This window comes from uncultured Friedmanniella sp. (assembly GCF_964244285.1).
Taxonomy (GTDB): Bacteria; Actinomycetota; Actinomycetes; order Propionibacteriales; family Propionibacteriaceae; genus Microlunatus.
On the sequence record NZ_CAXTHT010000010.1, the window covers coordinates 17038 to 41289 of the forward strand.

The following is a 24252-nucleotide window of genomic DNA, read 5'->3' on the forward strand; positions in this document are numbered from 1 at the left end:
CGAGGTGCGCGGCTGGGCGCCGCTCACCGTCAAGAGACTTCGGCCTCGGGGCACTAGCATGCGCGGATGAGTGAGACGACCGCCCGCCGACCCTTCCAGCTCGCCGTGATCCCCGGTGACGGTATCGGACCGGAGGTCGTGGCCGAGGGCCTCAAGGTCCTCGGGGCCGTCGCCGGCCCGGGCACCTTCGCCCCCACCAGCTACGACCTCGGCGCGGCCCGCTGGCAGCGGACCGGCGAGGTGCTGCCCGACTCGGTGCTGGCCGAGCTGGCCACGGCCGACGTGATCCTGCTGGGCGCGGTCGGCGCGGCTCCTGGCGCGACCGACGTGCCGAGCGGCCTCCTGGAGCGTGGCCTGCTGCTCAAGCTGCGCTTCGCCTTCGACCACTACGTCAACCTGCGGCCCAGCCGGCTCTACCGGGGTGTGCCCACCCCGTTGGCGCCGAGCGTGACCGACCGGGGCGAGATCGACTTCGTCGTCGTCCGCGAAGGCACCGAGGGCCTCTACTGCGGCAACGGCGGCACCGTCCGTACGGGCACGCCGCACGAGATCGCCACCGAGGTCAGCGTCAACACCGCGTACGGGGTGGAGCGGGTGGTCCGGGACGCCTTCGAGCGCGCCGCCCGCCGCCGCAACAAGATCACCCTGCTGCACAAGCACAACGTGCTGGTGAACGCGGGCGGGCTGTGGCGCCGCGTCTTCGAGTCCGTGGCCTCGGAGTACCCGGGCGTCAGCACCGACTATCTGCACATCGACGCCGCGATGATCTTTCTGGTCACCGACCCGGCCCGGTTCGACGTAATCGTCACCGACAACCTGTTCGGCGACATCGTCACCGACCTGGCCGCGGCCGTCACCGGGGGCATCGGGCTGGCCGCCAGCGGCAACGTCAACCCGGACGGCACTCATCCCTCGATGTTCGAGCCGGTGCACGGCTCCGCACCCGACATCGCCGGCCAGGGCATCGCCGACCCGACCGCCACGATCCTGTCGGTCGGGCTGCTGCTGGAGCACCTCGGGCTGACTGAGGAGGCGGCCCGGGTGGAGCGGGCCGCCCTGGCCGACATCGCCGGCCGGGGGTCGTCGAAGCGCTCGACCAGCGAGATCGGCGACGCGATCGCCGGTGCCCTCTGAGCTGAGCCGTCTCCCGTCCGCGACGGGTCAGTTCGGTCGGGGGTGGGTCAGCCGAGTCGCCGGGACTCCCCGGCCTGGATGGCCCGCAGGATGACGGCGGGCAGCACGACGTGTTCCCTGCGAGGCCGGCGGCGCGGCCGTTCGGGCGCGCTGCCGAGGGTTCCCTCGTCGAGGGCCCAGGCCTGGGGGTACATGTCGTACATCGTCGTGCTCCTGATCGCCGCGTTCCCGATCCCGAGATACTAGGACACCCGACTATTTTCTGTGCGGTGTCCCGTGCGTCGGTACCACATCGTGGACCGAAGCTCGCGGGCGGGCGTTCCTGGCACAATTCGACGGTGAGCGCTCCCCCTGACCTGCCCGAGCTGGTCGTGCGCGCGTTGCGGATGTCGCTGCTGCGGGGGTACGTGCAGGCGTCGCGGACCGAGACCGGGCGGCTGCTGGCCACCCTGGCCGCCACCCGGACGGGCACCATCGCCGAGTGCGGCACCGGCTGCGGCGTGGGCGCGGCCTGGCTGCGCAGCGGCGCCCCGAAGACGACGCGGGTGATCACCGCCGAGCTCGACCCCGAGCTCGCCCACGGGGTGATGACGATGTTCGCCGACGACGACATCGACGTCATGCACGCCGACTGGGGCAGCCTCCGCGAGCATGCCCCGTTCTCGCTGATCTTCCTCGACGCCAGCAGCGCCCGCGAGTGGCCGCGGGCCGAGATCGTCGAGCTGCTCGACGACGGCGGCATGATCGTCCTGGACGACTTCACCCCCTGCCCCACCTGGCCGCCGCTGATCCGCGGCCGGGTGGACACGCTGCGGCTCGACTGGCTCTCCGACGAGCGGTTCACTAGCGTCGACGTGATGGTGGCCGAGGACACGTCGGTGCTGATCGCGGTCCGTCGCTGACGGGAGTCCCCGCGTCAGGCATCCTGTGGGGGTGGCGGCGAGGGGGCGGTGGGGCAAGGTCGGGCGGGTGCTCGGTGGCATCGCCCTGATGCTGGCCTTCGTGGCCGTCGTCGGCGGCGTCCTCGTGAGCCGGGCCGGGCGGTGGGGCGTCCCCTACTTCTCCTTCACCTCCGCCCACGGGTCGCACTGCACCAACAACCTCACCGGCTACACCTGCTCGCCGCTGACCCTGGCCGACGTCGAGTTCTTCGGCGACGTGCGGCTGCCGGAGGACACCACCGTCGGCGCCAGCACCTACCGCGCCACCCACGACTTCGCCCTCGACGCCCGCCTGGAGGTCCCGCGGGCCAGTGCCGCCGCCGCGTCGAAGCAGCTCCGGTCGGCCTACGGGCGCTGCCAGAAGGACGCCGCCTCGCCCCTGGTGACCGCCGGCCTGCGCGACGTCTGCGCCATGGTCAACCCCGACGGCGCCGAGGCCGACGGCCAGCTCTCGAGCCGCGTCTACGCCGTCGGCACCGGCCTGCGACGCGACGGGACCCTCGTCGTGGCCATGTCCGTCCGCTCCCGCTAGTCGGGCAGCGGCGACACGCGCCCTGACCTTGTCGAAGGGTCGAGCGGGTGCTCGGCGCGGAAGCCGAGCAGCGTCCTGGCCCTGGTGAGGTCGATGGGGACCTCGCGGTCCACGAAGCGACGCAACCGCGGGACGCCCGGCGCGTAGCGCTCGAGCAGGTCCTCGGTCGGGTAGGGCACCGAGGTGGTGTCGGCCGCGACGAAGACGGCGTGGGCACCCGTCGCCTGACTGAGCAGGGACAGCTCGATGGCCCGGGCGGCGTCGCGCGCGTCCAGGTGCGCCCAGGCCTCCAGGGCTCCGTGCCGCAGGTCGAGGTCCCGGGTCCGCTCCACCAGCTCCTCGTGGCTGGCGGTCAGCGGGAACCGTAGCGCGATGATGTCGGTCCCCCAGTGCCGTGCCGCCATCTCGGCGGTCCGCTCGTCGGTGAACTTGGACAGCGAGTACGGGTCGTCCAGGTCCGCCGGCAGCCGCTCGTCCAGCGGGTAGTAGGCGGGCAGCACGTCGTGGGAGTTGAACGGGCCGCCGTAGGCGTTGATGCTGCTGGCGATGACCGCCCGGCGGATCCCGCGCTCACCGGCATGGGCCAGCACGGTGAAGGTCGAGACGACATTCGTGGAGAAGACCTTGGTCCAGTCCGCCAGGTGCGGGGCCGGGATGGCGGCCAGGTGGACCACGAGCTCGATCCCCTCGAGGGCCTGCTGGACGGTCTCGTCGTCGCGGGTGTCACCGTGCAGCACCCGGTCGGCCGCGTGCTCGACGGCCGTCCGGCCCTCCTCGGGCAGCGACAGCGCCGTCACCGAAGCGCCCAGGGAGGTCAGGTGCTCACACGTCGCGCTGCCGATCCGTCCCTCGGCGCCCGTGACCAGGACCGTACGGCCCGCCAGGGCGCTGCGCTGCTCGCTCACCAGCCGAATGCTGCCAGCACGGCCGGGCCGAGAATCATTGGGTAGACCTGAGCCGGGTAGTCGCGGCTCAGGTCTACCCAATGTCGGCTCAGCGGGCGGCGGTGCCCTCGACGTAGTCGTCGTCGTGGCTCTTGACCCAGGCCATCAGGTCGCGCAACTCGCTGCCGACCTTCTCGATCGGGTGCTGCTCACCCTTCTCGCGCAGGGCCTTGAACTCCGGGGCGCCTGCGTCCTGGTCGTCGATGAAACGCTGCGCGAACTTGCCGTCCTGGATGTCGGACAGCACGCCCTTCATGCTCTCCTTGACGTGGGCGTCGATGACGCGCGGGCCGGAGACGTAGTCGCCGTACTCGGCGGTGTCGGAGATGCTCCAGCGCTGCTTCGCGATGCCGCCCTCGTACATCAGGTCGACGATCAGCTTCAGCTCGTGCAGACACTCGAAGTAGGCGACCTCGGGCTGGTAGCCGGCCTCGGTGAGGGTCTCGAAGCCCGCCTGGATCAGCGCGGACGCGCCGCCGCAGAGCACGGCCTGCTCACCGAAGAGGTCGGTCTCGGTCTCCTCGGTGAAGGTGGTCTTGATGCCGCCGGCACGCAGCCCGCCGATCCCCTTCGCGTACGCCAGGGCGAGGTCCCACGCCTTCCCGGTCGCGTCCTGCTCCACCGCGACGAGTACCGGGACGCCGCGACCCTCGGCGTACTCCCGACGGACCAGGTGACCGGGGCCCTTCGGGGCGACCATGGCCACGTCCACGCCTTCGGGAGGCTTGATGTAGCCGTAGCGGATGTTGAAGCCGTGGCTGAAGAAGATGGCGTCACCCGGTACCAGGTTCGGCTCGATCGCCTCGGCGTAGACCTTGCGCTGGATGGGGTCGGGGGTGAGGACCATGATCAGGTCCGCCTCCTCGCACGCCTCGAACGGGGTCAGGACGCGCAGGCCCTGCGCCTCGGCCTTGGCCCGGCTCTTGCTGCCCTCGGGCAGGCCGACCCGGACGTCGACCCCGGAGTCGCGCAACGACAGCGCGTGGGCGTGGCCCTGGCTGCCGAAGCCGAGGATGGCGACGTTGCGCCCCTGGATCAGGGACAGGTCGGCGTCGGAGTCGTAGAACATGGTTGCTGGCACGGGTGGATCTCCTTGGTTGTCGTGCAGGGCTTGTCGTGCGGGGTGCAGGGGCTCCGGGGACCGTCGATCAGACGGCGTGGACGGCTTTGGTGCGCTCGGCCCGGGCCGCCCGGTCGGTCATCGAACGGTTGCCGCGGCCCAGGGCGACGAGCCCGGACTGGACCAGCTCGCGGATGCCGTAGGGCTCGAGCAGGCTGAGCATGGCCGTCAGCTTCTCGGGCTTGCCGACCGCCTCGACGGTGATGATGTCGGCGGTGACGTCGACGACCTTGCCCCCGAAGAGCCCGACGACCTCGATCAGCTGACCGCGGGTCTCAGCCGTGGCCCGCACCTTGACCAGGATCAGCTCGCGCCGGACCGGGTCACCCTCGAGCTCGACGATCTTGAGCACCTCGATCAGCTTGTTCAGCTGCTTGGTGATCTGCTCGAGGACCTGGTCGTCGACGGTCACCGCCAGGGTGATCCGCGACATCGTCGGGTACTCGGTGGGCCCGACCGCCAGCGACTCGATGTTGTAGCCGCGGCGCGCGATCAGGCTGGACACGCGGGCCAGGACGCCCGGCTTGTTCTCCACCAGCACGCTCAGCGTGTGCGTGGACCGCTCCTCGCCGCTCACAGGCCTCTCCCCGACTCGTTCGCTCCGCTCACAACGTCTCCCCGTCCCAGATCGGGGCCATGTCGCGGGCCACCAAGATGTCGTCGTTGGCGGTCCCGGCGGCCACCATCGGCCACACCATCGCGTCCTTGTGGACCACGAACTCGACCACCACCGGCACGTCGTTGATCGAGTTCGCCTTGTCGATCACCGCGTCGACGTCGCTGGCGTCCTCGGCCCGGAGCCCGACGCAACCCATCGCCTCGGCCAGCTTCTGGAAGTCCGGGACCCGGTTGGTCTTGAGGTCGGTGTTGGAGTAGCGGCTCTCGTAGAACAGCGTCTGCCACTGCCGGACCATGCCGAGGCTCTGGTTGTTGATCACCGCGATCTTGACCGGGATCCCTTCCAGGGCACAGGTCACGAGCTCCTGGTTGGTCATCTGGAAGCAGCCGTCGCCGTCGATCCCCCACACGATGCTGTCCGGGACGCCCACCTTGGCGCCCATGGCCGCGGGCACGCAGTAGCCCATCGTGCCGAGGCCGCCGGAGTTGAGCCAGTGGCCGGGCTTCTCCCAGGGCAGGTAGTGGGCGGACCACATCTGGTGCTGGCCGACGCCGGAGGCGTAGTAGGCGTCCGGTCCGGTGATTTCACCGATCCGCTTGATCACGTGCTGAGGGGAGAGCGAGCCGTCCTCGGGGAAGTCGAAGCCGGCCGGGTAGCGGCCCTTGAGCTCGGACAGGTAGTGGGCCCAGTCGGTGATGTCGGGGTGGGTCTCGGGCGCACGCAGCAGGGTGATCAGCTCGGAGAGGACCTCCTTGCAGTCGCCCACGATCGGCACGTCGGCGGTGCGGTTCTTGGAGATCTCGGCCGGGTCGATGTCGGCGTGGATGACCTTAGCGCCGGCGGCGAAGCTGGACAGCTTGCCCGTGACCCGGTCGTCGAAGCGCGCACCGAGGGTGATCAGCAGGTCGCTGCGCTGCAACGCGCCCACCGCCGCGACAGTGCCGTGCATCCCGGGCATGCCCATGTGCTGGGGGTGGCTGTCGGGGAAGGCGCCGAGGGCCATCAGCGTCGTGACCACGGGGATCCCCGTCATCTCGGCGAGGGTCTTGAGCTCTTTGGACGCACCGGCCCGGATCACGCCGCCGCCCACGTAGAGCACCGGACGCCGCGAGGCGCTGATGAGCTTGGCGGCCTCCCGCACCTGCTTGCTGTGCGGCTTGGTCACCGGCCGGTAGCCCGGCAGGTCCAGGCTGCGCGGCCACTCGAAGCTCCCGGTGGCCTGCAGCGCGTCCTTGGTGATGTCGACCAGCACGGGTCCGGGGCGGCCGGTGCTGGCGATGTGGAACGCCGAGGCGATCGCGCCGCTGATGTCCTCGGGCCGGGTGACCAGGAAGCTGTGCTTGGTGATCGGCATCGTGATGCCGCGGATGTCAGCCTCCTGGAAGGCATCCGTCCCGATCGACGGGCCGGCGACCTGACCGGTGATCGCCACGATCGGCACCGAGTCCATGTGCGCGTCGGCGATCGGGGTGACGAGGTTGGTGGCGCCGGGGCCGGAGGTCGCCATGCAGACGCCCACCTTGCCCGTGACCATCGCGTAGCCCTCGGCGGCGTGCCCCGCGCCCTGCTCGTGCCGGACGAGGATGTGCCGCACGGTCGTGGACTCATAGAGCGGGTCGTAGGCCGGCAGGATCGCCCCGCCGGGGATCCCGAAGACGACGTCGGCCGCGACCTGCTCGAGCGACTTGACCAGGGACTGCGCCCCCGTCAGGTTCTCTGCTGTCGTATTCGACTCTGACATCGCCTGCTCCTTGGCCGTTCTGGGTCCGTCCGAACCCGGGATGGATGTTACGCCTGTGCTACGCCGGCCCCTCGTCACGAGATTCAGGCCAGAAAAAAACCCCCGCCGCCGTGAGGCAGACGAGGGAGCGCGTCGGGAGTGAGGAGAACTCAGCCGACGCGCTGACCAACGACGAGGAGGGGGTGAAGCACGAGCAACACGATAGGTCCCCCGTGGTCGCCCGGCCAACGCGGACACGAGATGTCTTGACATGCGGAAGGACGCTCGGGCGTCCTAGCAGTTCGCGTCGAGCAGCAGCTCAGCCGAACGGAGGAACGGGGCCCCGGCGCGGTCGGCGCCGAAAGAGCGCAGGTAGAGCCCGGTCGAGACCCGCTCGAGGTAGCTCCACTCCCAGATCCGGGTGGCGTCGACGCCGCTGCGCTCAGCCAGCAGCCGGCACCACTGCGCCAGCCGGGGTCGCGCACCAGACCCGGCCAGCCGACCGGACCAGTCGCGCAGCACGACCCCGAGGTCGTAGGCCCGGTCCGCGACGAAGCCGCTCGGGTCGATGAAGCACCACCCGGTCTCGCCACCGGGGCGTCCCGACGGCACCGCCAGCAGGTTGCCGGGATGCGGGTCGCCGTGCAGGAAGACCGGCTCTCCCGGGTCGGACCGGCGACGCTGGGCGTACGTCAGGGCCCGGTCGACCACCGCCTCCGGGCACGGCCGGTCCTGCTCGATCCAGGCCTGGGCCACGAAGTCGCCCAGGTCGCGTGCCTTGTCCCGGGCGGCGTCGGGGTGCTCGTCTGCCGGCTGCCAGGCCAGTGCCAGGGTGTCGGCCAGCAGGGCCAGCTGATCGGGGACCGGCAGAGTCGCGTGCTGCAGGCTCACCCCCAGCGCCTCCAGCAGCAGCGCGCCGCGTCCCGGGTCGGCCGCCAGCAGCCGGACGTAGCCGCGACCGTCGGCCCGCCGGAGGGTGTCGGCCTCGTGCACCAGCTGCGGGTCCGGCAGGCTCACCTTGAGCACCACCTCGCCGCCCGCGCCGGTGCGGGCGCTCGTCACGTAGGAGCTGCTGCCTCCGGGCTTGGGACCGCCGAGGGTGAGTGACCACTCAGCCGCCAGCTCGGACAGCAGCCGGGGCAGGCGGGCCTCCCAGGCCGAGCCCTCGTCCCCGAGCGCGCGGATCCGGGCTCGGGTGAGGGGCTGCAGCCGCAGCGGCGCGACCGGCCGCGTCACGACGGCGGCCGGGCCCGGGCCGCGTACTGCGCGGGGGTCTCGCCCAGGAGCCGACGGAAGGCGTTGGTGAGGTGGGCTTGGTCGTACCATCCGAGCTCCACCGCGAGTGCGGAGAGGTCGACGCCCGGGTCCTGCTCGAGGGCCAGCGCCGCCTCCTGCAGCCGGAACCGGGCCAGTGCCCACTTCGGTGAGACCCCGAGGTTGGCGCGGAACCGCCGCTGCAGGGTGCGGGCCGACCAGCCGCTGAGGGTCGCGACCTGCTCGACCCGGACCAGGGTGGCGTCCTGCTCCATCCGCCGGACCAGCTCCGTCAGGTCATCGTCGGCCGGCGCGGCGGCGCGATGCTCCGTCAGGCCCGCCGTGAAGGCGGCGGCGCGCTCGCCGGGACCCAGCCCGGCGGTCCGCTCGTGCGTACCGGCGAAGCGCGGCAGCAGCTCGCCCACGAGCGCGGCCCGATCGGTCAGCGCCGCGGCGTCGACCCCCGTCCAGGCGGCGAACCCCCCGGGGGTGAACCGGGCGCCGACCACCGAGCCCGTCCCACTGAGGGTGATCCGGAAGACGTGGGTGCCCGAACCGTGCAGCAGGGTGGCCGGCAGCACGACGCCGTGCCGGACCTCGCCGGGGTCGCCGTCCTCGGCCGTGAGGTGCAGCGCGGGATAGGTGATCACGGTCGAGGTCAGCGGCTCAGCCCCGCGACGGTCCCAGTCCACGGTCCAGAGGTAGGCGAACCAGGGCCGCAGCTGCTCGGGCACCGCGAACCGCTGGGTGTCGAACGCGGCCGTGCTGGCCGGCCGCCGGACCAGCGCGCGGACCGGCTCCACGGTCGCTGGCGCGTTCCTCCAAGTGCTCACCACCCGAACCTAGCCAGAGTGACTGACATGACCGACACCATTCCTGCGGGATACACCAGCCTCACCCCCTTTCTCTGCGTGGCCGACGGCGACGCGGCCATCGCCTTCTACACCGAGGCCTTCGGCGCCACCGTGGTCAGCCGGATGGATACCCCGGACGGCGGGGTCGCCCACGCCGAGCTCGACTTCGGAACCGGTCGGCTGCAACTCGGCGACGCGGCCGAGGCGTACAAGCTGGTCGCCCCGGACGCACCCGTGGGCGGCGGCGAGGACCGCGCCACCCACTCGATCGCCCTCTATCTCGCTGAGGTCGACGCTGTCACCGCTCGGGCGGTCGAGCTGGGCGCCGTGCTCCGGGAGCCCCCGACCACCTTCGTCACCGGCGACCGGTTCGCCTCCGTCCTGGACCCCTTCGGCCACCGCTGGTCGATCATGACCCGCGTCGAGGAGGTGTCCCCCGCCGAGCAGGAGCGCCGGCTGGCCGAGTGGGCCGCGAGCCGGCCAGGCTGACGCCAGCCCCTTGCTACCGCGGTAGCATCAGGGTGTGAAACTCAGTGTGAGTCTGCCCGCGACCGACGTGGCTGCGCTCGACGACTTCGTCCGCACCGCGGGTCTCCCCTCCCGGTCCGCCGCGGTGCAGCGGGCCATCCGGATGCTCAGGCTCGGCGAGCTGGAACAGGACTACCAGGCGGCCTGGGACGAGTGGGAGTCCGGCGGCGAGCAGTCGGTGTGGGACAGCACAGCGGCGGACGGACTCGACCGTGCGACGCGGTGAGATCTGCCTGACCGACCTGGAGCCGGCTCGCGGCAACGAGGCGAACAAGCAGCGGCCGGCGGTGGTCGTCAGCAACGACCAGGTGAACGCGGCGGCGACGAGGTCGGGCCGCGGCGTGGTGACCGTGGTCCCCGTGACCAGCAACGTCGAGCGGGTCTACCCGTTCCAGACGCGGCTGAGCGCCGACGCCACGGGCCTGCGGGTGGACTCGAAGGCCCAAGCCGAGCAGGTGCGCTCCGTCAGCGTCGAGCGGCTCGGTCGCGTCCTGGGGCGAGTTCCGGCGCCGGTGATGGCTGAGCTCGACGACGCGCTCCGGCTGCACCTGCAGCTCTGAGGAGCGGGTCCGGGTCAGCAGCTCAGCCGGCTTCGGCGAGGATCCTCGGCTGGATCAGACCGGGGAAGCGCACGGTGAACCGGGTGTCGCCGATCTCGGCCGCGAGCACGGCCAGCCGCTCGGCGAGCTGGTCGCGACGCTCGGCGGGGACGCGCTCGAAGTAGTGGGTGCTCAGCCGGCCGTCCTTGGCCTGCGCCCAGGCACCGACGACGCGGCCGTCCACCCAGAGGGTCGGGCCGGCGTTGCCGCGGCGGTCGAACGCGTCGGTCGCGCCGCTGGGGAGGTACCAGGCACGTTCCTTCCAGCCCATCGTGGTCGGATCGAGGCTGGGCAGCACGGCCACCCACGGCTCCGGGTCGGGCGAGCCCTCGTCGCCGGCGGCCAGCCAGGCCCGGCCCTCCTCCAGCTCGACGGGCACTACGGCCGCGGCGGCCAGCGCCCGTACCGTCCCGGTCTTCGTCCAGCCCGTCCACCACTGCAGGTCGACGGTCGTCGCCGGGCCGAAGCGCCGTAGATAGTGCTCGGCCAGGTCGGCTGCGGCCTCGGCCGGGTCCTGGCCGCCGAGACCGCCGGGGAGCCAGTCCTCCGCCCGGGCGTACCGGTACGCCCCGTTGACCCAGCTGCCCGTGGGTCGGGTGCGCAGCACGTCGCCGGTGAAGCCGAGGTTCAGCGTGACCCGGGTGTGGGCGGCCTGCGTCGCGGCGTACTGGGTGCCGGAGGCCAGCTGGAGCGGCCGGGCCAGGGCCGGGATCCGCCGACCCAGCTCACGCGCCGTGCTGGGGCCGTGCGTCTCCAGGTCGGCGAGCACCAGGTCACGAGCCCCGTCCAGCCAGGACTCCGGGTCGGCCACCCCCGACGCGGCCAGCATGCCGAGGGTCCGCTTGCGTTCCGGGGCCACCAAGGCCCGCGTCGCCGCCGCGTGCAGCCGCCGGACGGTGGCTGGCGTACCCACCCAGAGCGTCCGCCGCATGGCGTGGTGCCGGATCAGCGTCCGGTCGTCGTAGAGCGCGCGCCCCACCGCCAGCAGCGAGGGCGTCACCATCCGGGCCAGGGCCGAGAGGTAGACCGTCACCGGGTCGGAGGAGTGCAGCGCGACGAGGTCGTCGGACAGCTGCGGCAGGTCGTCGGTACGCGCTGAGGACAGCAGCCGGTGCCGTGCCGCCAACCGTGCCCGCCGCTCCTCGACCCCGATCACCCGCACGGGACTGCCCACCTCCTGGCCGAGTTGTCAGAATCCAGTTGTCCCCTAGGACAACTGAGGTCTGACAAGTCGGTCGGGGACCCGAGCCTCAACTGCAGACGGCACCGACGTTGGCGGACTTGACGAGCTTGGCGTACTTGGCCAGGACGCCGCGCCGGACGGGGCGCGTCGCCGGGACCCACGTGGTCCGACGCTCGGTCAGCTCGGCCTCGTCGACCTCGAGCTCGAGCGTGCCGCCGGCGACGTCGAGGACGATGGGGTCGCCGTCACGGACCAAGGCGATGGGACCGCCCTCGGTGGCCTCGGGGGCGATGTGGCCGACGCAGAGTCCCGTCGTGCCGCCGGAGAAGCGGCCGTCGGTGATCAGCATGACGTCCTTGCCGAGTCCCGCACCCTTGATCGCGCCGGTGATGGCCAGCATCTCGCGCATGCCGGGGCCGCCCTTGGGGCCCTCGTAGCGGATGACCACCACGTCGCCCTTGGTCACGGTGCCGTCCTCGAGGGCGTCCATGGCGGCGCGCTCGCCGTCGAACACCCGGGCGGTCCCGCGCCAGACGTCGGTGTCGAAGCCGGCGCTCTTGACCACCGCACCCTCGGGTGCCAGCGAGCCGCGCAGGATGGTGATGCCGCCGGTGGCGTGGATCGGGTTGCTGAGCGCGCGGACGATGGTGCCGTCCACGTCGGGTGGCGCGATGTCGGCCAGGTTCTCCGCCATCGTCTTGCCCGTGACGGTGAGGCAGTCACCGTGCATCAGCCCGGCGTCCAGCAGGGCCTTCATCACCACGGGCACGCCGCCGACCCGGTCGACGTCGTTCATCACGTAGCGACCGAACGGTTTGAGGTCGCCCAGGTGCGGCACCTTCCTGCCCACCCGGACGAAGTCGTCCAGGGTCAGCTCGACCTCGGCCTCGGCGGCGATGGCCAGCAGGTGCAGCACGGCGTTGGTGGAGCCGCCGAAGGCCATCACCACGGCGATGGCGTTCTCGAACGCCTCCTTGGTGAGGATCTGGCGGGCGGTGATGCCCTGCCGCAGCATCTCGACCACGGCCATCCCGCTCCGCCGGGCGAATCCGTCACGGCGCCGGTCGACGGCGGGCGGGGCGGCCGAGCCGGGCAGCGACATGCCCAGCGCCTCGGCCGCACTGGCCATCGTGTTCGCGGTGTACATGCCGCCGCAGGCACCCTCGCCCGGACAGATGGCCTTCTCGATCTCGGTCACCTGCTCGCGCGTGATCAGCCCGCTCAGGCACGCCCCGACGGCCTCGAACGCGTCGATGATCGTCACGTCCCGGTCCCCCACCTTGCCGGGCATGATCGAGCCGGCGTAGAGGAAGACCGAGGCCAGGTCGAGGCGGGCGGCGGCCATCAGCATCCCCGGCAGCGACTTGTCGCAGCCGGCCAGCAGCACCGATCCGTCGAGCCGTTCGGCGCTCATCACCGTCTCGACCGAGTCGGCGATGATCTCCCGGCTGACCAGGGAGTAGTGCATGCCCTCGTGGCCCATCGAGATGCCGTCGGAGACCGAGATGGTGCCGAACTCCAGCGGGTAGCCGCCGGCCGCGTGCACCCCGTCCTTGACCGCCTTGGCCAGCCGGTCGAGCGACAGGTTGCAGGGCGTGATCTCGTTCCAGCTGGACGCCACCCCGACCTGCGGCTTGACCCAGTCGTCGTCGCCCATCCCGACCGCCCGCAGCATCCCCCGTGACGCCGTCGCCTCGAGGCCGTCGGTGACGACCCGTGAGCGCGGCTTGATGTCCACCCCGGTAGCGGCGGCGGGAGGGGCGGTCGGGTCGATCGTGGTGGTGTCGGCGCTCATGGCCGCCAACCTACGCCGCCGGCGCCGCCGCCCTGGAAGCGTCCGTCCTGCGGAGCGCGTGCTGGCCACGGGCGCCGGTCACCAGCCCCAGCGCGAGCCCGACGACCAGCACCACGCCCAGCGCCGGCCCCAGGTTCGCGACCAGCTGCTGCAGCGCGGTGAAGCTGCGCTCGCGGCCGCCGCCGTAGGGCAGCACCGCCAGCGGGAGGCACGCGCAGACCCACAGCACCCAGGCGCCGGCCAGCAGCCGGCTCCAGCGCGGGATTCGCGCGGTGACCACCGCGACCGCCATGGGCAGGATCCAGACGTAGTGGTGGGTCCACGAGAGCGGGGAGGCCAGGCAGGTGCAGAGCCCGACCAGCGCGACCGCGAACACCCGCTGGCCGCGCCCCCACCAGTGCGCGCCCACCACGGCACCGAGCAGGGCCACGATGCCGGCGACGCCGAGCCCCAGCAGGGTCGTGGTGCGCGAGCTGTCACCCAGACGGAAGAACACCCCGAGCAGCGACTGGTTGCCGGAGTAGAGGGGGGAGGCGGTCCGGGTGTCGCCGCCGGACAGCCCGGTGAAGAAGCTCAGGGTCTGGTGCGGCAGGAAGATCGCGCCGATGCCGGTGAAGACCGCGAAGCTGACCGCCCCGGTGAGCGCGGCCCGCCGGCGCCCGGTCAGGAAGAGGAAGACGACGAAGAGCAGCGGGGTGAGCTTGATCGCCGCCGCGAGGCCGATCCAGACGCCTTGGGGGACCCGACGCCGCCGGCCGGTTCGGCTCGGCAGCAGGTCCAGGACGACCAGGGCCATCAGCATGGTGTTGACCTGGCCGTAGCCCAGTGTCGTCCGGATCGGCTCGACCGCGAGGACGACCGCGACGCCGAGCAGACCGAGCTTCCAGCCGCGCGGGATCCCGCAACGCTGCAGCACCGCCTGCTGGGCCAGCACCAGGACGGCCGTCCAGATCACCTGCCACATCACGTAGGGCCCGAACGCCAGCGGCACCATGAGGACGGCCGCGATCGGCGGGTAGATGAAGTAGAGGTTCCAGAACGGCGTCTTCGTCTGGAAGATGTCGAGACCCGCGAGCATGTCGTGGACGGCGTAGACGTACACCTGCAGGTCGATCGTCGACGGCGCCCACGGCCGGAACGTCCCGTAGGAGATGACGTACGGCAGGATCACCAGAGCCACCACGAGCGGGGGCAGCAGCTCGACCAGCAGCCGGCCGGACCTCAGCCGGTCCCGGTGCCCCGGGGCCGCGACGGCGGAGCTCACGGCTCCCCCTCGAGCTGCCGCCGGACCGACTCCAGCTCACCTTCGGGCGCGCTCGCCGGGTTGACCAGCCGCTGGATGCCGGGCTCGTCGGCGTACCGCGGCACCACGTGGACGTGCAGGTGGAAGACCTCCTGGCCGGCCACCGGACCCGCCGAGGACAGCAGGTTGACCCCGTCCGCCGCGAGCCGGTGCTTCAGCAGCCGGGCCACCGCGTCGACCGCGGGAGCGATCTCGGCCAGCACGGGTTCCCCCGTCACCAGGTCGGGCACGTGCCGCCGGGGCACGACGAGGGTGTGCCCGCGGTGCCACGGGGCCAGGTCGAGGAAGGCCACCGCGTACTCGTCGGAGTAGACCGGGTAAGACGGCAGGGCGCCGGCCACGATGGCGCAGAAGACACAGTCGGGGTCGACGACGAGGTCGATCACCGGATGACGTTCTGCAGGTCCTCGCCGGCGGCGAAGCGACGCAGCTGCGAGGCGATCAACCGGTCCGCGCGTGGCCAGAACGCCGTGCTGGCTCCACCGACGTGGGGTGAGATGAGCACGTTGGGCACCCGCCACAGCGGGTGGTCGGGCGGCAGCGGCTCCGGCTCGGTGACGTCCAGGGCGGCGCGCAGCCGGCCCGAGCCGGTCTCGGCGAGCAGTGCGTCGGTGTCCACCAGCTTGCCCCGGGCCACGTTGACGACCAGGGCGTCATCGGGCAGCAGGGCGAGCTGCTCCGCGCCGAGGAGGCCCTCGGTCTGCGGGGTGTGCGGGGCGATCACGAACACCACGTCGGCCTCGGGCAGCAGCGCGGGCAGCTCGGCGATGGCGTGCACGGTCGGCGACCCTTCCCGTGCCCGGCGCGCCACCCGGGTCACCGACGCGACCTCGAAGCCGGCGAGCCGGGCCTCGATCGCCTCGCCGATGTGGCCGTAGCCGAGGACCAGCACCCGCCGGTCGGCGAGCGCGCTGCCGAAGCGGGGCTGCCAGGTGCCGGTGCTCTGCAGCCGGGCGAACTCGTCGAGGTGGCGGCCCTGGGCCAGCGCCAGGGCCAGGGCGATCTCGGCGGTGCTGGCGTCGTGCACCCCGGCGGCGTTGCAGAGGGTGACGCCCTCCGGCACGACCGGCAGGAAGTTCTCCACGCCGGCTGTGAGGGTCTGCACCACGGCCAGGCTGCTCATCTCCCCGGCGCGGGACAACACCTCCGGCCCCTTGAGGTAGGGGACCACGAAGAAGCTGACGTCGGCGATCGAGTCCGGCCAGTCGTCCTCGCCCTCGAAGCACGCGACGGTCACGCCGTCCGGCACGCCGCCGATGCGGGACTCGGCTTCGGCCAGGCTGCGGTAGGGCAGCCAGGCGAGGGGGTGGGAAGACACGGACAGCTCCTTGTTCGAGCGGCGGATCAGGCGGTGCGATCAGGCGGCGCTGAGGCGCACGGGGAACCCGGCCTCGCGGAGCGCCAGCTTGACGTCGGCGATCCGCACGCTACCAAAGTGGAACACCGTGGCCGCGAGCACCGCGTCGGCTCCGGCCGCCACCGCGGGCGCGAAGTCGGCGAGCCGCCCGGCCCCGCCCGAGGCGATCAGCGGCACGTCGACCACAGCGCGGACCGCGGCGATCATCGCCAGGTCGAAGCCGTCGGTCGTGCCGTCGGCGTCGATGGAGTTGAGCAGGATCTCCCCCACGCCGAGCTCGGCGGCCCGCTCCGACCACTCGACGGCGTCCAGGCCGGCCGACTGTCGGCCGCCGTGGGTGGTCACCTCGAACCCGGACGGGGCGTGCGCCGCGCGCCGGGCGTCCACCGAGAGCACCAGCACCTGGTTGCCGAACCGGGCGGCGATCTCACGGATCACCTCGGGCCGCCGGACGGCGGCCGTGTTGATCGAGACCTTGTCCGCGCCGGCCCGCAGCAGCACGTCCACGTCCTCGGCCGAGCTCACGCCGCCGCCGACGGTGAGCGGGATCAGTACCGTCTCGGCCGTCCGCCGGACGACCTCGAGCGTGGTGGCGCGTCCCTCGACCGAGGCCGAGACGTCGAGGAAGGTCAGCTCGTCGGCCCCCTCGTCGCCGTAAAGCGTGCCCAGGGCGACCGGGTCGCCGGCGTCGCGGAGGTCGGCGAAGTTGACGCCCTTGACCACCCGACCCTCGTGCACGTCCAGGCACGGGATGACCCGGACGGCGACCGACATGGCCGTCACTCTAGGCGAGCGAACGGGCCGGACGCGCTGTCACCCGGGCCGGTTAGGCTGCCGCCGTGCCGGAACTGGACCCCAGCTTTCTCGACCTGCCCCTCGAACGACTGACCGACGCCGCCCTGTCCCGGGCGGCCGAGCTGGGCTGCTCCTACGCCGACCTGCGGGTGGAGCGGATCCGCGGCGCCGGTCAGGAGTTCCGTGACCTAGCCCTGGAGAGCTCCTCGACCAGCCAGACGCTCGGGCTCGCCGTCCGGGTGCTGTTCGAGGGGGTCTGGGGCTTCGCCTCCGACATCGCCCTGACCGCGGAGGTGGCGACGCGGCTGGCTGAACGGGCCGTCGCCACCGCGCGGGTGGCCAAGCCGCTGACCAGCGAGATGGTGGAGCTGGCCGACGAGCCGGTCCACGCCGACGCGCGCTGGGTCTCGGCCTACGAGGTCAACCCGTTCGACGTCGACGAGGCCGAGCAGCAGGCGCGGATGCTGGCGTTGAGCGAGACGCTGCTGGCCGCGCCGGGGGTCACCCACACCAGCGCTGGCGTGGAGTACGTTCTGGAGAACAAGTACTTCGCCAACCTGGCCGGCACGTCCGTCCGGCAGCAGCGGGTGCGCACGCTGCCGCGGCTGACCGCCATCCGGGTGGGCAGCTCGGGGTTCGACACGATGCGGACGCTGGCCCCGCCGGCCGGCCGCGGCTGGGAGTACCTGACCGGCACGGGCTGGGACTTCGACGCCGAGGTGGCCCAGCTGCCCGAGATCCTGGCCGAGCACGTCGCCGCGCCGAGCGTCGAGGCCGGCCGCTACGACCTGGTGATCGACCCGACGAACCTGTTCCTGACCATCCACGAGTCGATCGGGCACGCCACCGAGCTCGACCGGGCCCTGGGCTACGAAGCGGCCTACGCGGGCACCTCGTTCGCGACCTTCGACCAGCTCGGCGCCCTGCACTACGGCAGCCCGGTGATGACGGTCACCGGCGACCGCACCGTCGAGCACGGCCTGTCCACCATCGGCTACGACGACGAGGGAGTGGCCGCGCAGGAGTTCGACCTGATCCGCGACGGCACCCTGGTCGGCTACCAGCTGAACCGCCAGATGGCCGCGGAGAAGCAGCTCGGCCGCTCGAACGGCTGTGCCTTCGCCGACGGTCCCGGCCACATCCCGATGCAGCGGATGCCGAACGTCTCGCTGCAGCCGGCGCCGGACGGGCCGAGCACGTCGGAGCTGGTGGCCGGGGTCGAGCGCGGCATCTACGTCGTGGGCGACAAGTCCTGGTCCATCGACATGCAGCGCTACAACTTCCAGTTCACCGGGCAGCGGTTCTACCGGATCACCGACGGCCGGATCGTCGGGCAGCTGAAGGACGTGGCCTACCAGGCGACCACGACGGACTTCTGGCGCTCGATGGAGGCCGTCGGCGGTCCCGGCACCTACCTGTTGGGCGGGGCCTTCAACTGCGGCAAGGGCCAGCCCGGGCAGGCGGCGCCGGTCTCCCACGGCTGCCCGTCAGCCCTGTTCCGCGGCGTCAACGTGCTCAACACCGCCGCCGAAGGAGGCATCTGATGACCGACGCGAGCCCGCAGGACCCGACGGTCCAGGAGCTGGTCGAGCTGGCGTTGGCCGCCGCGACCCTGCCCGTCTGCGTCCACCTGACCGAGCGCTGGGAAGCCAACCTGCGCTGGGCCGCCAACGCGCTGACCACCAACGGTGAGATGCACAGCCGCACCCTGACCGTCGTGGCCACGGCCCCGGTCGAGGGCGGCACCGCGGTGGGCACGGTCAGCCGCGAGCTCTCCGGGTCCGAGGAGGTGGCGGCGGTGGTGGCCGCGGCCGAACAGGCCGCCCGCAGCGGTCCCCCGTCGGAAAACGCCGCCCCGCTGCTCGGCGCCGACGCGCCCGCGCCCGAGTGGCCTGAGCCACCCGCGACCACCAGCATCGAGGTGCTGCAGCAGCTGGCCCAGGATCTGGGCGCGGCCTTCGCGCAGGCCGTCACCGACGGCCGCCTGCTCTACGGCTTCGCCGAGCACATCGTGACCACCAGCTACCTCGGCAGCAGCGCCGGCCTGCGCCGCCGCGGGGTGCAGCCCACCGGCCGGTTCGAGTTCAACGGCAAGACCGCCGACCTGGGCGCGTCCGCCTGGGTCGGTGCGGCGACCCGCGACTTCACCGACGTCGACGTCGCTGCCGGCTACGCCGAGCTCGGTACCCGGCTCGGCTGGGCGTCGACCAGGGTCGAGCTGCCGCCCGGCCGGTACGAGACGCTGCTACCGCCCGGAGCGGTGGCCGACCTGATGATCTACGCGTACTGGACGGCGAACGCCCGCGACGCCGAGGAGGGTCGCAACGTCTATGCCGCAGGCGAGGGCCGGACCAGGATCGGTCAGCGGCTGTCCCCGTTGCCCCTCACGCTGCGGTCCGACCCCGCCACCCCTGGTTTGGAGACGGTGCCGTTCGTGGACACCACCGCGACGGCCGACGGGACGTCGTGGGTGTTCGACGCCGGGCTGGAGGTCCCGGCAACGTCCTGGGTCACCGGCGGCGTGCTCACCGAGCTGGTCCGCAACCGCGCCCAGGCAGCGAAGACGGGGCTGCGGGCCACCCCACCCGCGGACAACCTGATCATGGAGCTCGGCGAGTTGATCTTGCCCGACGGCGCGGGTCCGACGCCCGGCGAAACCTCGCAGGGGCAGGCGTCCCTGGCCGAGATGATCAGCACGACCAAGCGCGGGCTGCTGCTGACCTGCCTTTGGTACATCCGCGAGGTCGACCCGGAACGGCTGCTGCTGACGGGCCTCACCCGCGACGGGGTCTACCTGGTCGAGGACGGCCAGGTCACCGGGGCGGTGAACAACTTCCGCTTCAACGAGTCCCCGATCGAGCTGCTCGGCCGGATCACCGAGGTCGGCGCGCCCGAGCAGACCCTGTGCCGGGAGTGGAACGACTTCTTCAACCGGACGGTCATGCCGCCGGTCAGAGTCCCCGACTTCGTCATGTCGACGGTGAGCCAGGCCTCCTAGTGGCGTGCCCCGACCGGAGCATCTAGCCGGGGTAGGTCGCGGTCACGGTGGCTTCGGCTCCGGCGCCGGCCGCGGTGACCAGGGCGACGCTGAAGTGGTAGGTCTGGCCGTGCACCAGGTTGGTGAACTCGTAGAAGCTGTTGGTGGTGTCCGTGGTCACCGACACCGGTCCGTTCCCGTCCTGGTCGACGCCGTCCCGAGTCCACCGGTAGGCGGTGATCGGTCCGGTGCCGTACTGCTCGACGGGGGTGACGAAGAGCAGGATGCCTCCGGCCTCCTCGTCCACCGTCGCCGTCAGCCCCGGCGCGACCGGTAGCGCCGGTGCCAGCCGGATGTCGGTGCTGCCGCTCAGCCCGCTGCCTGCCTTGCTGACCGCGACGACGTAGACGGTGTAGATCCCGTCGTCCTCCAGCGAGACGCCGTCCCGGCCGCCGCCGATGGTCAGCGTCCTGGCCGTGGCGGAGGTGTAGGAGCAGACCGGGCCGGGGAACTGGGTGATCACGTTGCTGGCGTTGAAGCAGACGCCGTAGTTGGTGAGGTGCGCGCTCCCGACCTGCGCCGGCGGTGACCAGGTGGCGGTGATGGTGTTCGCGTTGTCGTCCTTGCTCCACCCGACACTCCGCGGCCCGCCCGGCGGCACGGGCGCCGGGAGGTAGAGCAGCCGGTCCGGCGCCCCGCGACGCGCCGGAACGACGCCTCTCGTCGCCTGGGCCCGCAGGTACTGCGCCACCGCGGCCGGGCTGGCGCTGCGGTGGTTCTCCAGGTAGCGGGCCACGGCGCCCGTGACGTGCGCGGCGGCGAACGAGGTGCCGCTCACCGCGCCGTCGGTGGTGGCGATGTCCACCCCCGGAGCCAGCAGGTCGACGCACGGGCCGGCGTTCGAGCTGGGCGCCAGCCGGTCGTCGATGCCGGTGGAGGCCACGGTCAGTACGGCAGGCACCCGGGCGGGGCTGTACCGGCAGGCGCTTCGCCCAGCGTTGCCGGCCGAGACCACGACGGGCAGGCCGTGCGCGATGGTGGCGCGGACGGCCCGGTCGCCGAGGGTGAAGGCCGCGCTCGACCCGCTGAGGTTGACCACGGCGGGCCCGTGCGGCCGGTGGGTGACCGCCCAGTCCAGCGCCGCGATGACGTTGCTCCAGCGGCCCTGACCCGAGCACGCGAAGACCCGGAGCGGCACCAGCGACACCCGGTCGGCCACCCCGGTGACATCGCCGCCGATGATGTCGGCCACGTGCGTGCCGTGGCGGCGACAGGCGGCGTCCGCGGACCCGCCGACGAAGTCTCGGCCTGGCCGGACACGGTCGCTCTGCAGCTCACCGCCCGCGGTGATGCCCGAGTCGAGCACGAATGCTGTCACGCCCTCCCCGTCGGAGTCGTAGCGGTAGACCGGGCCGTTGGGCTCCTGCGGTTCCAGGGTCACGGCCGTGCGCGAGGACAGCCGGAGCAGCCCCCAGTTCGCGACCGCCTCCCGGCTCAGCGACTCCGGCGGGCAGCCGAGGCAGGGGTTGGCGACGATCGCCCGGTCGCGGGTCACCGTCCGGATGCCGGCGTGGGTCCGCAGCGCCCGGGCCTGCGCGACGGTCAGGGTGGCGGCGAAGCCGGTGATCACGGTGCCGTAGCGCCGCGTCACCGTGCCCCCGGCACGGCGGACCTGCTTCACCGCCACCGCCGAGGCCTTGCTGCTCGTGGCCTCGACCAGGAAGAGCCGCCGACCGGCGCTGGAGCGCGGGAGGGGCCGGGGGTGACGCGTGGACGAGGGGGACGCGACGGCGGTGTCGGAGGTCGCGGCGGTCGCGGTCTCGGCGGTGGAGGCCGCCACCGTGGACGAGGGCGGCGCAGCGGCGGCCGGGGTTACCGTGGCAGCGCCGAGAGCGAGCACCGCGAGCACCACCGCTCCGCGCAGCCTGCCGATCAGACCGTGCCGACGTCGACCCTGGCTGGTGCGCGCTCGAGGCATTCCGACTCCTTCGTCCGGGAGCGGTCGATCCTCCCCGAGGACCGCCGGCGTCAGTCAACCACTGCCGACGGGCGCCCGTCACGGTCCGGCTCGATCCGGCGAGTCCCGGGCTGCCGCGCCGGCCGACCGAGGGTGCGAAAGACTGGCGACCGTGCCCGCGTCGACGACCCCCGCCTCCCTGCCCTGGATCGAGCGGCTCGTGTCGTTGGACACGACCAGCCGGAGCTCCAACCTCGAGCTGATCGGCCTCGTGGAGGATGAGGTCCGTCGCCTCGGCCTGGAACCGGTCCGGCTGCCGAACGCCGACGGCAGCAAGACGAACCTGCTGGTGACCCTGGCCGCCGCGGACGGCCGGACCGGCGGTGGGGTGGTGCTGTCGGGTCACACCGACGTGGTGCCGGTGGACGGCCAGCGCTGGAGCAGTGACCCGTTCGTGCCCGAGATCCGTGCGGGTCGGCTGTACGGGCGCGGCACGGCCGACATGAAGTCCTACCTCGGCGTGATCATGCACCTGCTGCCCGACCTGGCCGCGGCCGCCCTGGCGGAGCCCGTGCACCTCGCCTTCTCCTACGACGAGGAGGTCGGCTGCATCGGCGGTGGTGAGATCGCTGCGGCGATGGCCGCCTGGCCCGAGCCGCCGCGGGTCTGCCTGGTCGGTGAGCCGACCAGCATGCGGGTGATCGCCGGCCACAAGTCCAGCAACCTGGTGGAGCTGGTCTTCCACGGCCGCTCGGCCCACTCCTCGCTCACACCCGACGGCGTGAACGCCATCGAGTACGCCGCCCGGGCCGCGTCCGCCGTCCGTGAGCTCGCCGACGGCCGCCGCGCCAACGGGCCCTTCGACGAGCGGTACCGGGTGCCGTTCACCACGGCCGGGGTGAACGTGATCTCGGGCGGCATCGCCAGCAACACGGTGCCGGAGCGGTGCTCGCTGCAGTACGAGTTCCGCACCGTCGGCGACGACGACCCGATGGCCGTGATCGAGACCATCACCGCCCGGGCCCGTGAGCTGGAGGCCCAGATGCGGGCCGAGCATCCGGACGCGTCGGTAGAGGTGCTCGTGGGGCCGCTGGTGCCGAGCCTGGACAGCGACGACAACGGTCCGGCGTACCGGCTGTCCGTCGCCCTCGGCGGCACCCGGAGCACCGACAAGGTCACCTACGGCACCGAGGCCGGCCAGTTCGCGAACGCCGGCATCGACGCGGTGGTCTGCGGGCCGGGCGACATCGCCCAGGCGCACGCGGCCGATGAGTACGTCGAGCTGGACCAGGTGCTTGCCTGCGAGGACTACCTCGGCGCCCTCGTCACCGCCCTCGGCGCTCCGACCGGCAGTGGCCGATGAGCACGTCCGCGACACTCTCCGACGCCGAGCGCGTCACCGCCCGGCGGGCCGTGATCGCGTCCTCGGTGGGCAACGCGCTCGAGTGGTTCGACATCATCGTCTACGCCTCGTTCGCGGTGGTGATCAGCAAGCTGTTCTTCCCCGAGGCGGGGGGCGTCACCGGGCTGCTGTTCACCTTCGGCGCCTTCGCGACGTCGTATCTGATCCGTCCCCTCGGCGCGCTGGTGCTCGGCTCCTACGCCGACCGCTCGGGCCGCAAGGCCGCACTCACCCTGACCATCGGCCTGATGACCCTGGGCACCGGGCTGATGGCCGTGGCCCCGCCCGCCTCGATGATCGGACCGGCGGCGGGCCTGGTCATCCTGGCGTCGCGGCTGGTGCAAGGGTTCTCGGCGGGCGGGGAGTTCGGTACCTCGACCACCTACCTGGTGGAGAGCGCGCCGCAGCACAAGGCGTACTACGCCTCCTGGCAGGTGGCCACCCAGGGAGCTGCGCTGTTCCTGGCCTCGGCGTTCGGGTTCGGCCTGAACGTCGGCCTGTCCCCCGCCCAGCTGAGCTCCTGGGGCTGGCGGGTGCCGTTCTTCTTCGGCCTGCTGGTGGGTCCGGTCGGGCTCTACATCCGGCTGCGGATGTCCGAGACGGCCGAGTTTGCCACGGCGGAACGGGTGAAGTCGCCCGTGCTGCAGACCCTGCGGGGCCACCCGGGCCGGGTGCTCAGCGCCGCGGCCGCCGTCGGCCTCGCGTCGATCTCGGTCTACCTGATCCTCTACCTGCCGACCTTCGCGGTCACCAACCTCGGGCTGCCGCGCTACGCCGGCTTCCTCGGCGGCATCATCAGCGGCCTGGTCAGCCTGTTCGGGGTGCCGCAGATCGGACACCTGGCCGACCGCGTGGGGCCGTTGCGAATCATGCTGGTGGCCGCCGTCGTCTCGCTGGTCCTGTCGCTGCCCCTGTTCGCGATCCTGGTCGCGCACCCGTCGGTGCTGGTCCTCACCCTGGTCCAGGTGGTCCTCGGGATCCAGATGGCGACCTACTTCGGCCCGCTACCGGCCCTGCTCAGCTTCATGTTCCCGACAGCGATCCGCACCACCGGGCTGTCGATCTCCTACAACCTCGGCGTCACGCTGTTCGGCGGCTTCGCCCCCATCCTGCTGACCGCCCTGATCAGCACCTCCGGCAGCCTGCTCTCCCCCAGCTGGTACTTCATGGCTGTCGCCGTGGTGTCCCTGCTGGGCCTGCTGGTCATCCGGGCCCGCCGCTACGCGGACTGACCCTGG

The 24252-nt window shown here is 72.2% G+C and carries 24 protein-coding genes; 10 read left to right on the plus strand and 14 right to left on the minus strand.

The window, feature by feature from the left end; all coding sequences use genetic code 11:
- Positions 1 to 66 precede the first annotated feature (66 nt).
- Positions 67 to 1134 (plus strand): 3-isopropylmalate dehydrogenase, encoded by a 1068-nt coding sequence (locus ACFE7W_RS17795; protein WP_375426164.1) that lies wholly within the window; start codon positions 67 to 69, stop codon positions 1132 to 1134.
- A 47-nt stretch (positions 1135 to 1181) separates the two neighbouring features.
- Here ACFE7W_RS17795 and ACFE7W_RS17800 read toward each other — a convergent pair whose 3' ends face one another.
- Complete coding sequence (locus tag ACFE7W_RS17800; protein ID WP_375426165.1) at positions 1182 to 1337, minus strand: hypothetical protein; 156 nt, start codon at positions 1335 to 1337, stop codon at positions 1182 to 1184.
- A gap of 135 nt (positions 1338 to 1472) precedes the next feature.
- On the opposite strand from ACFE7W_RS17800, the gene ACFE7W_RS17805 reads away from it, so the two are divergent.
- Both ACFE7W_RS17805 and ACFE7W_RS17810 read left to right on the plus strand, forming a co-directional pair.
- Entirely contained in the window at positions 1473 to 2036 is a 564-nt protein-coding gene (locus tag ACFE7W_RS17805; RefSeq protein WP_375426166.1) for an O-methyltransferase, read from the plus strand.
- A gap of 31 nt (positions 2037 to 2067) precedes the next feature.
- The gene (locus ACFE7W_RS17810) at positions 2068 to 2607 is read left to right on the plus strand and encodes a hypothetical protein (protein WP_375426167.1); all 540 of its coding nucleotides are present in this window, start codon (positions 2068 to 2070) and stop codon (positions 2605 to 2607) included.
- Here the strand turns inward: ACFE7W_RS17810 and ACFE7W_RS17815 are convergent.
- The 6 genes from ACFE7W_RS17815 to ACFE7W_RS17840 form a co-directional block, all read right to left on the minus strand.
- Positions 2604 to 3512, minus strand: coding sequence for an NAD-dependent epimerase/dehydratase family protein (locus tag ACFE7W_RS17815; RefSeq protein WP_375426168.1), 909 nt, complete (start codon positions 3510 to 3512; stop codon positions 2604 to 2606). The two genes, ACFE7W_RS17810 and ACFE7W_RS17815, sit on opposite strands and share 4 nt — an antisense overlap.
- An 88-nt stretch (positions 3513 to 3600) precedes the next feature.
- Positions 3601 to 4620 (minus strand): ketol-acid reductoisomerase, encoded by a 1020-nt coding sequence (ilvC, locus tag ACFE7W_RS17820; RefSeq protein ID WP_375426228.1) that lies wholly within the window; start codon positions 4618 to 4620, stop codon positions 3601 to 3603.
- Positions 4621 to 4699: 79 nt separating this feature from the next.
- Positions 4700 to 5248 carry an acetolactate synthase small subunit gene (ilvN, locus tag ACFE7W_RS17825; RefSeq protein ID WP_375426169.1) on the minus strand — a complete coding sequence of 183 codons (549 nt, stop codon included), beginning with the start codon at positions 5246 to 5248 and terminating at the stop codon, positions 4700 to 4702.
- A gap of 28 nt (positions 5249 to 5276) precedes the next feature.
- A complete protein-coding gene (locus tag ACFE7W_RS17830; protein ID WP_375426170.1) occupies positions 5277 to 7031 on the minus strand; it encodes an acetolactate synthase large subunit in 1755 nt (584 codons plus the stop codon).
- Positions 7032 to 7304: 273 nt separating this feature from the next.
- Positions 7305 to 8246 (minus strand): aminoglycoside phosphotransferase family protein, encoded by a 942-nt coding sequence (locus tag ACFE7W_RS17835; RefSeq protein WP_375426171.1) that lies wholly within the window; start codon positions 8244 to 8246, stop codon positions 7305 to 7307.
- Complete coding sequence (locus ACFE7W_RS17840) at positions 8243 to 9097, minus strand: helix-turn-helix domain-containing protein (RefSeq protein WP_375426172.1); 855 nt, start codon at positions 9095 to 9097, stop codon at positions 8243 to 8245. Before ACFE7W_RS17840 ends, ACFE7W_RS17835 begins: the two co-directional genes overlap by 4 nt.
- 27 nt (positions 9098 to 9124) lie before the next feature.
- Between ACFE7W_RS17840 and ACFE7W_RS17845 the strand changes: the two genes are divergently transcribed.
- From ACFE7W_RS17845 to ACFE7W_RS17855, 3 genes are read left to right on the plus strand one after another with little or no spacing between them, the layout of a single operon-like run.
- Positions 9125 to 9607 (plus strand): VOC family protein, encoded by a 483-nt coding sequence (locus ACFE7W_RS17845; protein WP_375426173.1) that lies wholly within the window; start codon positions 9125 to 9127, stop codon positions 9605 to 9607.
- A 34-nt stretch (positions 9608 to 9641) separates the two neighbouring features.
- Positions 9642 to 9872, plus strand: a complete 231-nt coding sequence (locus tag ACFE7W_RS17850; protein ID WP_375426174.1) for a ribbon-helix-helix domain-containing protein — start codon at positions 9642 to 9644, stop codon at positions 9870 to 9872.
- Entirely contained in the window at positions 9859 to 10206 is a 348-nt protein-coding gene (locus ACFE7W_RS17855; protein WP_375426175.1) for a type II toxin-antitoxin system PemK/MazF family toxin, read from the plus strand. The genes ACFE7W_RS17850 and ACFE7W_RS17855 overlap by 14 nt, the downstream gene beginning before the upstream one ends.
- A gap of 22 nt (positions 10207 to 10228) precedes the next feature.
- Here ACFE7W_RS17855 and ACFE7W_RS17860 read toward each other — a convergent pair whose 3' ends face one another.
- From ACFE7W_RS17860 to hisF, 6 genes are all read right to left on the minus strand, one after another.
- Positions 10229 to 11407, minus strand: coding sequence for a winged helix DNA-binding domain-containing protein (locus ACFE7W_RS17860; protein ID WP_375426176.1), 1179 nt, complete (start codon positions 11405 to 11407; stop codon positions 10229 to 10231).
- Between the two features lie 88 nt (positions 11408 to 11495).
- Entirely contained in the window at positions 11496 to 13223 is a 1728-nt protein-coding gene (ilvD, locus tag ACFE7W_RS17865; RefSeq protein ID WP_375426177.1) for a dihydroxy-acid dehydratase, read from the minus strand.
- Between the two features lie 10 nt (positions 13224 to 13233).
- On the minus strand, positions 13234 to 14487 hold the full coding sequence (locus tag ACFE7W_RS17870; RefSeq protein WP_375426178.1) for a glycosyltransferase 87 family protein: 1254 nt from the start codon (positions 14485 to 14487) through the stop codon (positions 13234 to 13236).
- Positions 14484 to 14912 (minus strand): HIT family protein, encoded by a 429-nt coding sequence (locus ACFE7W_RS17875; RefSeq protein WP_375426179.1) that lies wholly within the window; start codon positions 14910 to 14912, stop codon positions 14484 to 14486. Before ACFE7W_RS17875 ends, ACFE7W_RS17870 begins: the two co-directional genes overlap by 4 nt.
- Complete coding sequence (locus tag ACFE7W_RS17880; RefSeq protein ID WP_375426180.1) at positions 14909 to 15844, minus strand: 2-hydroxyacid dehydrogenase; 936 nt, start codon at positions 15842 to 15844, stop codon at positions 14909 to 14911. Before ACFE7W_RS17880 ends, ACFE7W_RS17875 begins: the two co-directional genes overlap by 4 nt.
- A gap of 39 nt (positions 15845 to 15883) precedes the next feature.
- Positions 15884 to 16657 (minus strand): imidazole glycerol phosphate synthase subunit HisF, encoded by a 774-nt coding sequence (hisF, locus tag ACFE7W_RS17885; protein ID WP_375426181.1) that lies wholly within the window; start codon positions 16655 to 16657, stop codon positions 15884 to 15886.
- 65 nt (positions 16658 to 16722) lie between these two features.
- Between hisF and ACFE7W_RS17890 the strand changes: the two genes are divergently transcribed.
- Positions 16723 to 18222, plus strand: a complete 1500-nt coding sequence (locus ACFE7W_RS17890) for a TldD/PmbA family protein (RefSeq protein WP_375426182.1) — start codon at positions 16723 to 16725, stop codon at positions 18220 to 18222.
- Entirely contained in the window at positions 18222 to 19676 is a 1455-nt protein-coding gene (locus ACFE7W_RS17895; RefSeq protein WP_375426183.1) for a metallopeptidase TldD-related protein, read from the plus strand. The genes ACFE7W_RS17890 and ACFE7W_RS17895 overlap by 1 nt, the downstream gene beginning before the upstream one ends.
- 22 nt (positions 19677 to 19698) lie before the next feature.
- Here ACFE7W_RS17895 and ACFE7W_RS17900 read toward each other — a convergent pair whose 3' ends face one another.
- Positions 19699 to 21633, minus strand: a complete 1935-nt coding sequence (locus tag ACFE7W_RS17900; protein ID WP_375426184.1) for a S8 family serine peptidase — start codon at positions 21631 to 21633, stop codon at positions 19699 to 19701.
- 151 nt (positions 21634 to 21784) lie between these two features.
- Here ACFE7W_RS17900 and argE point away from each other — a divergent pair, with 151 nt between their 5' ends.
- Together argE and ACFE7W_RS17910 are read left to right on the plus strand one after the other, a co-directional pair.
- Positions 21785 to 22975: an acetylornithine deacetylase gene (gene argE, locus ACFE7W_RS17905; protein ID WP_375426185.1), complete on the plus strand. Its 1191-nt coding sequence runs from the start codon at positions 21785 to 21787 to the stop codon at positions 22973 to 22975.
- Positions 22972 to 24246: an MFS transporter gene (locus ACFE7W_RS17910; protein WP_375426186.1), complete on the plus strand. Its 1275-nt coding sequence runs from the start codon at positions 22972 to 22974 to the stop codon at positions 24244 to 24246. The genes argE and ACFE7W_RS17910 overlap by 4 nt, the downstream gene beginning before the upstream one ends.
- The last annotated feature ends 6 nt before the right edge of the window (positions 24247 to 24252 follow it).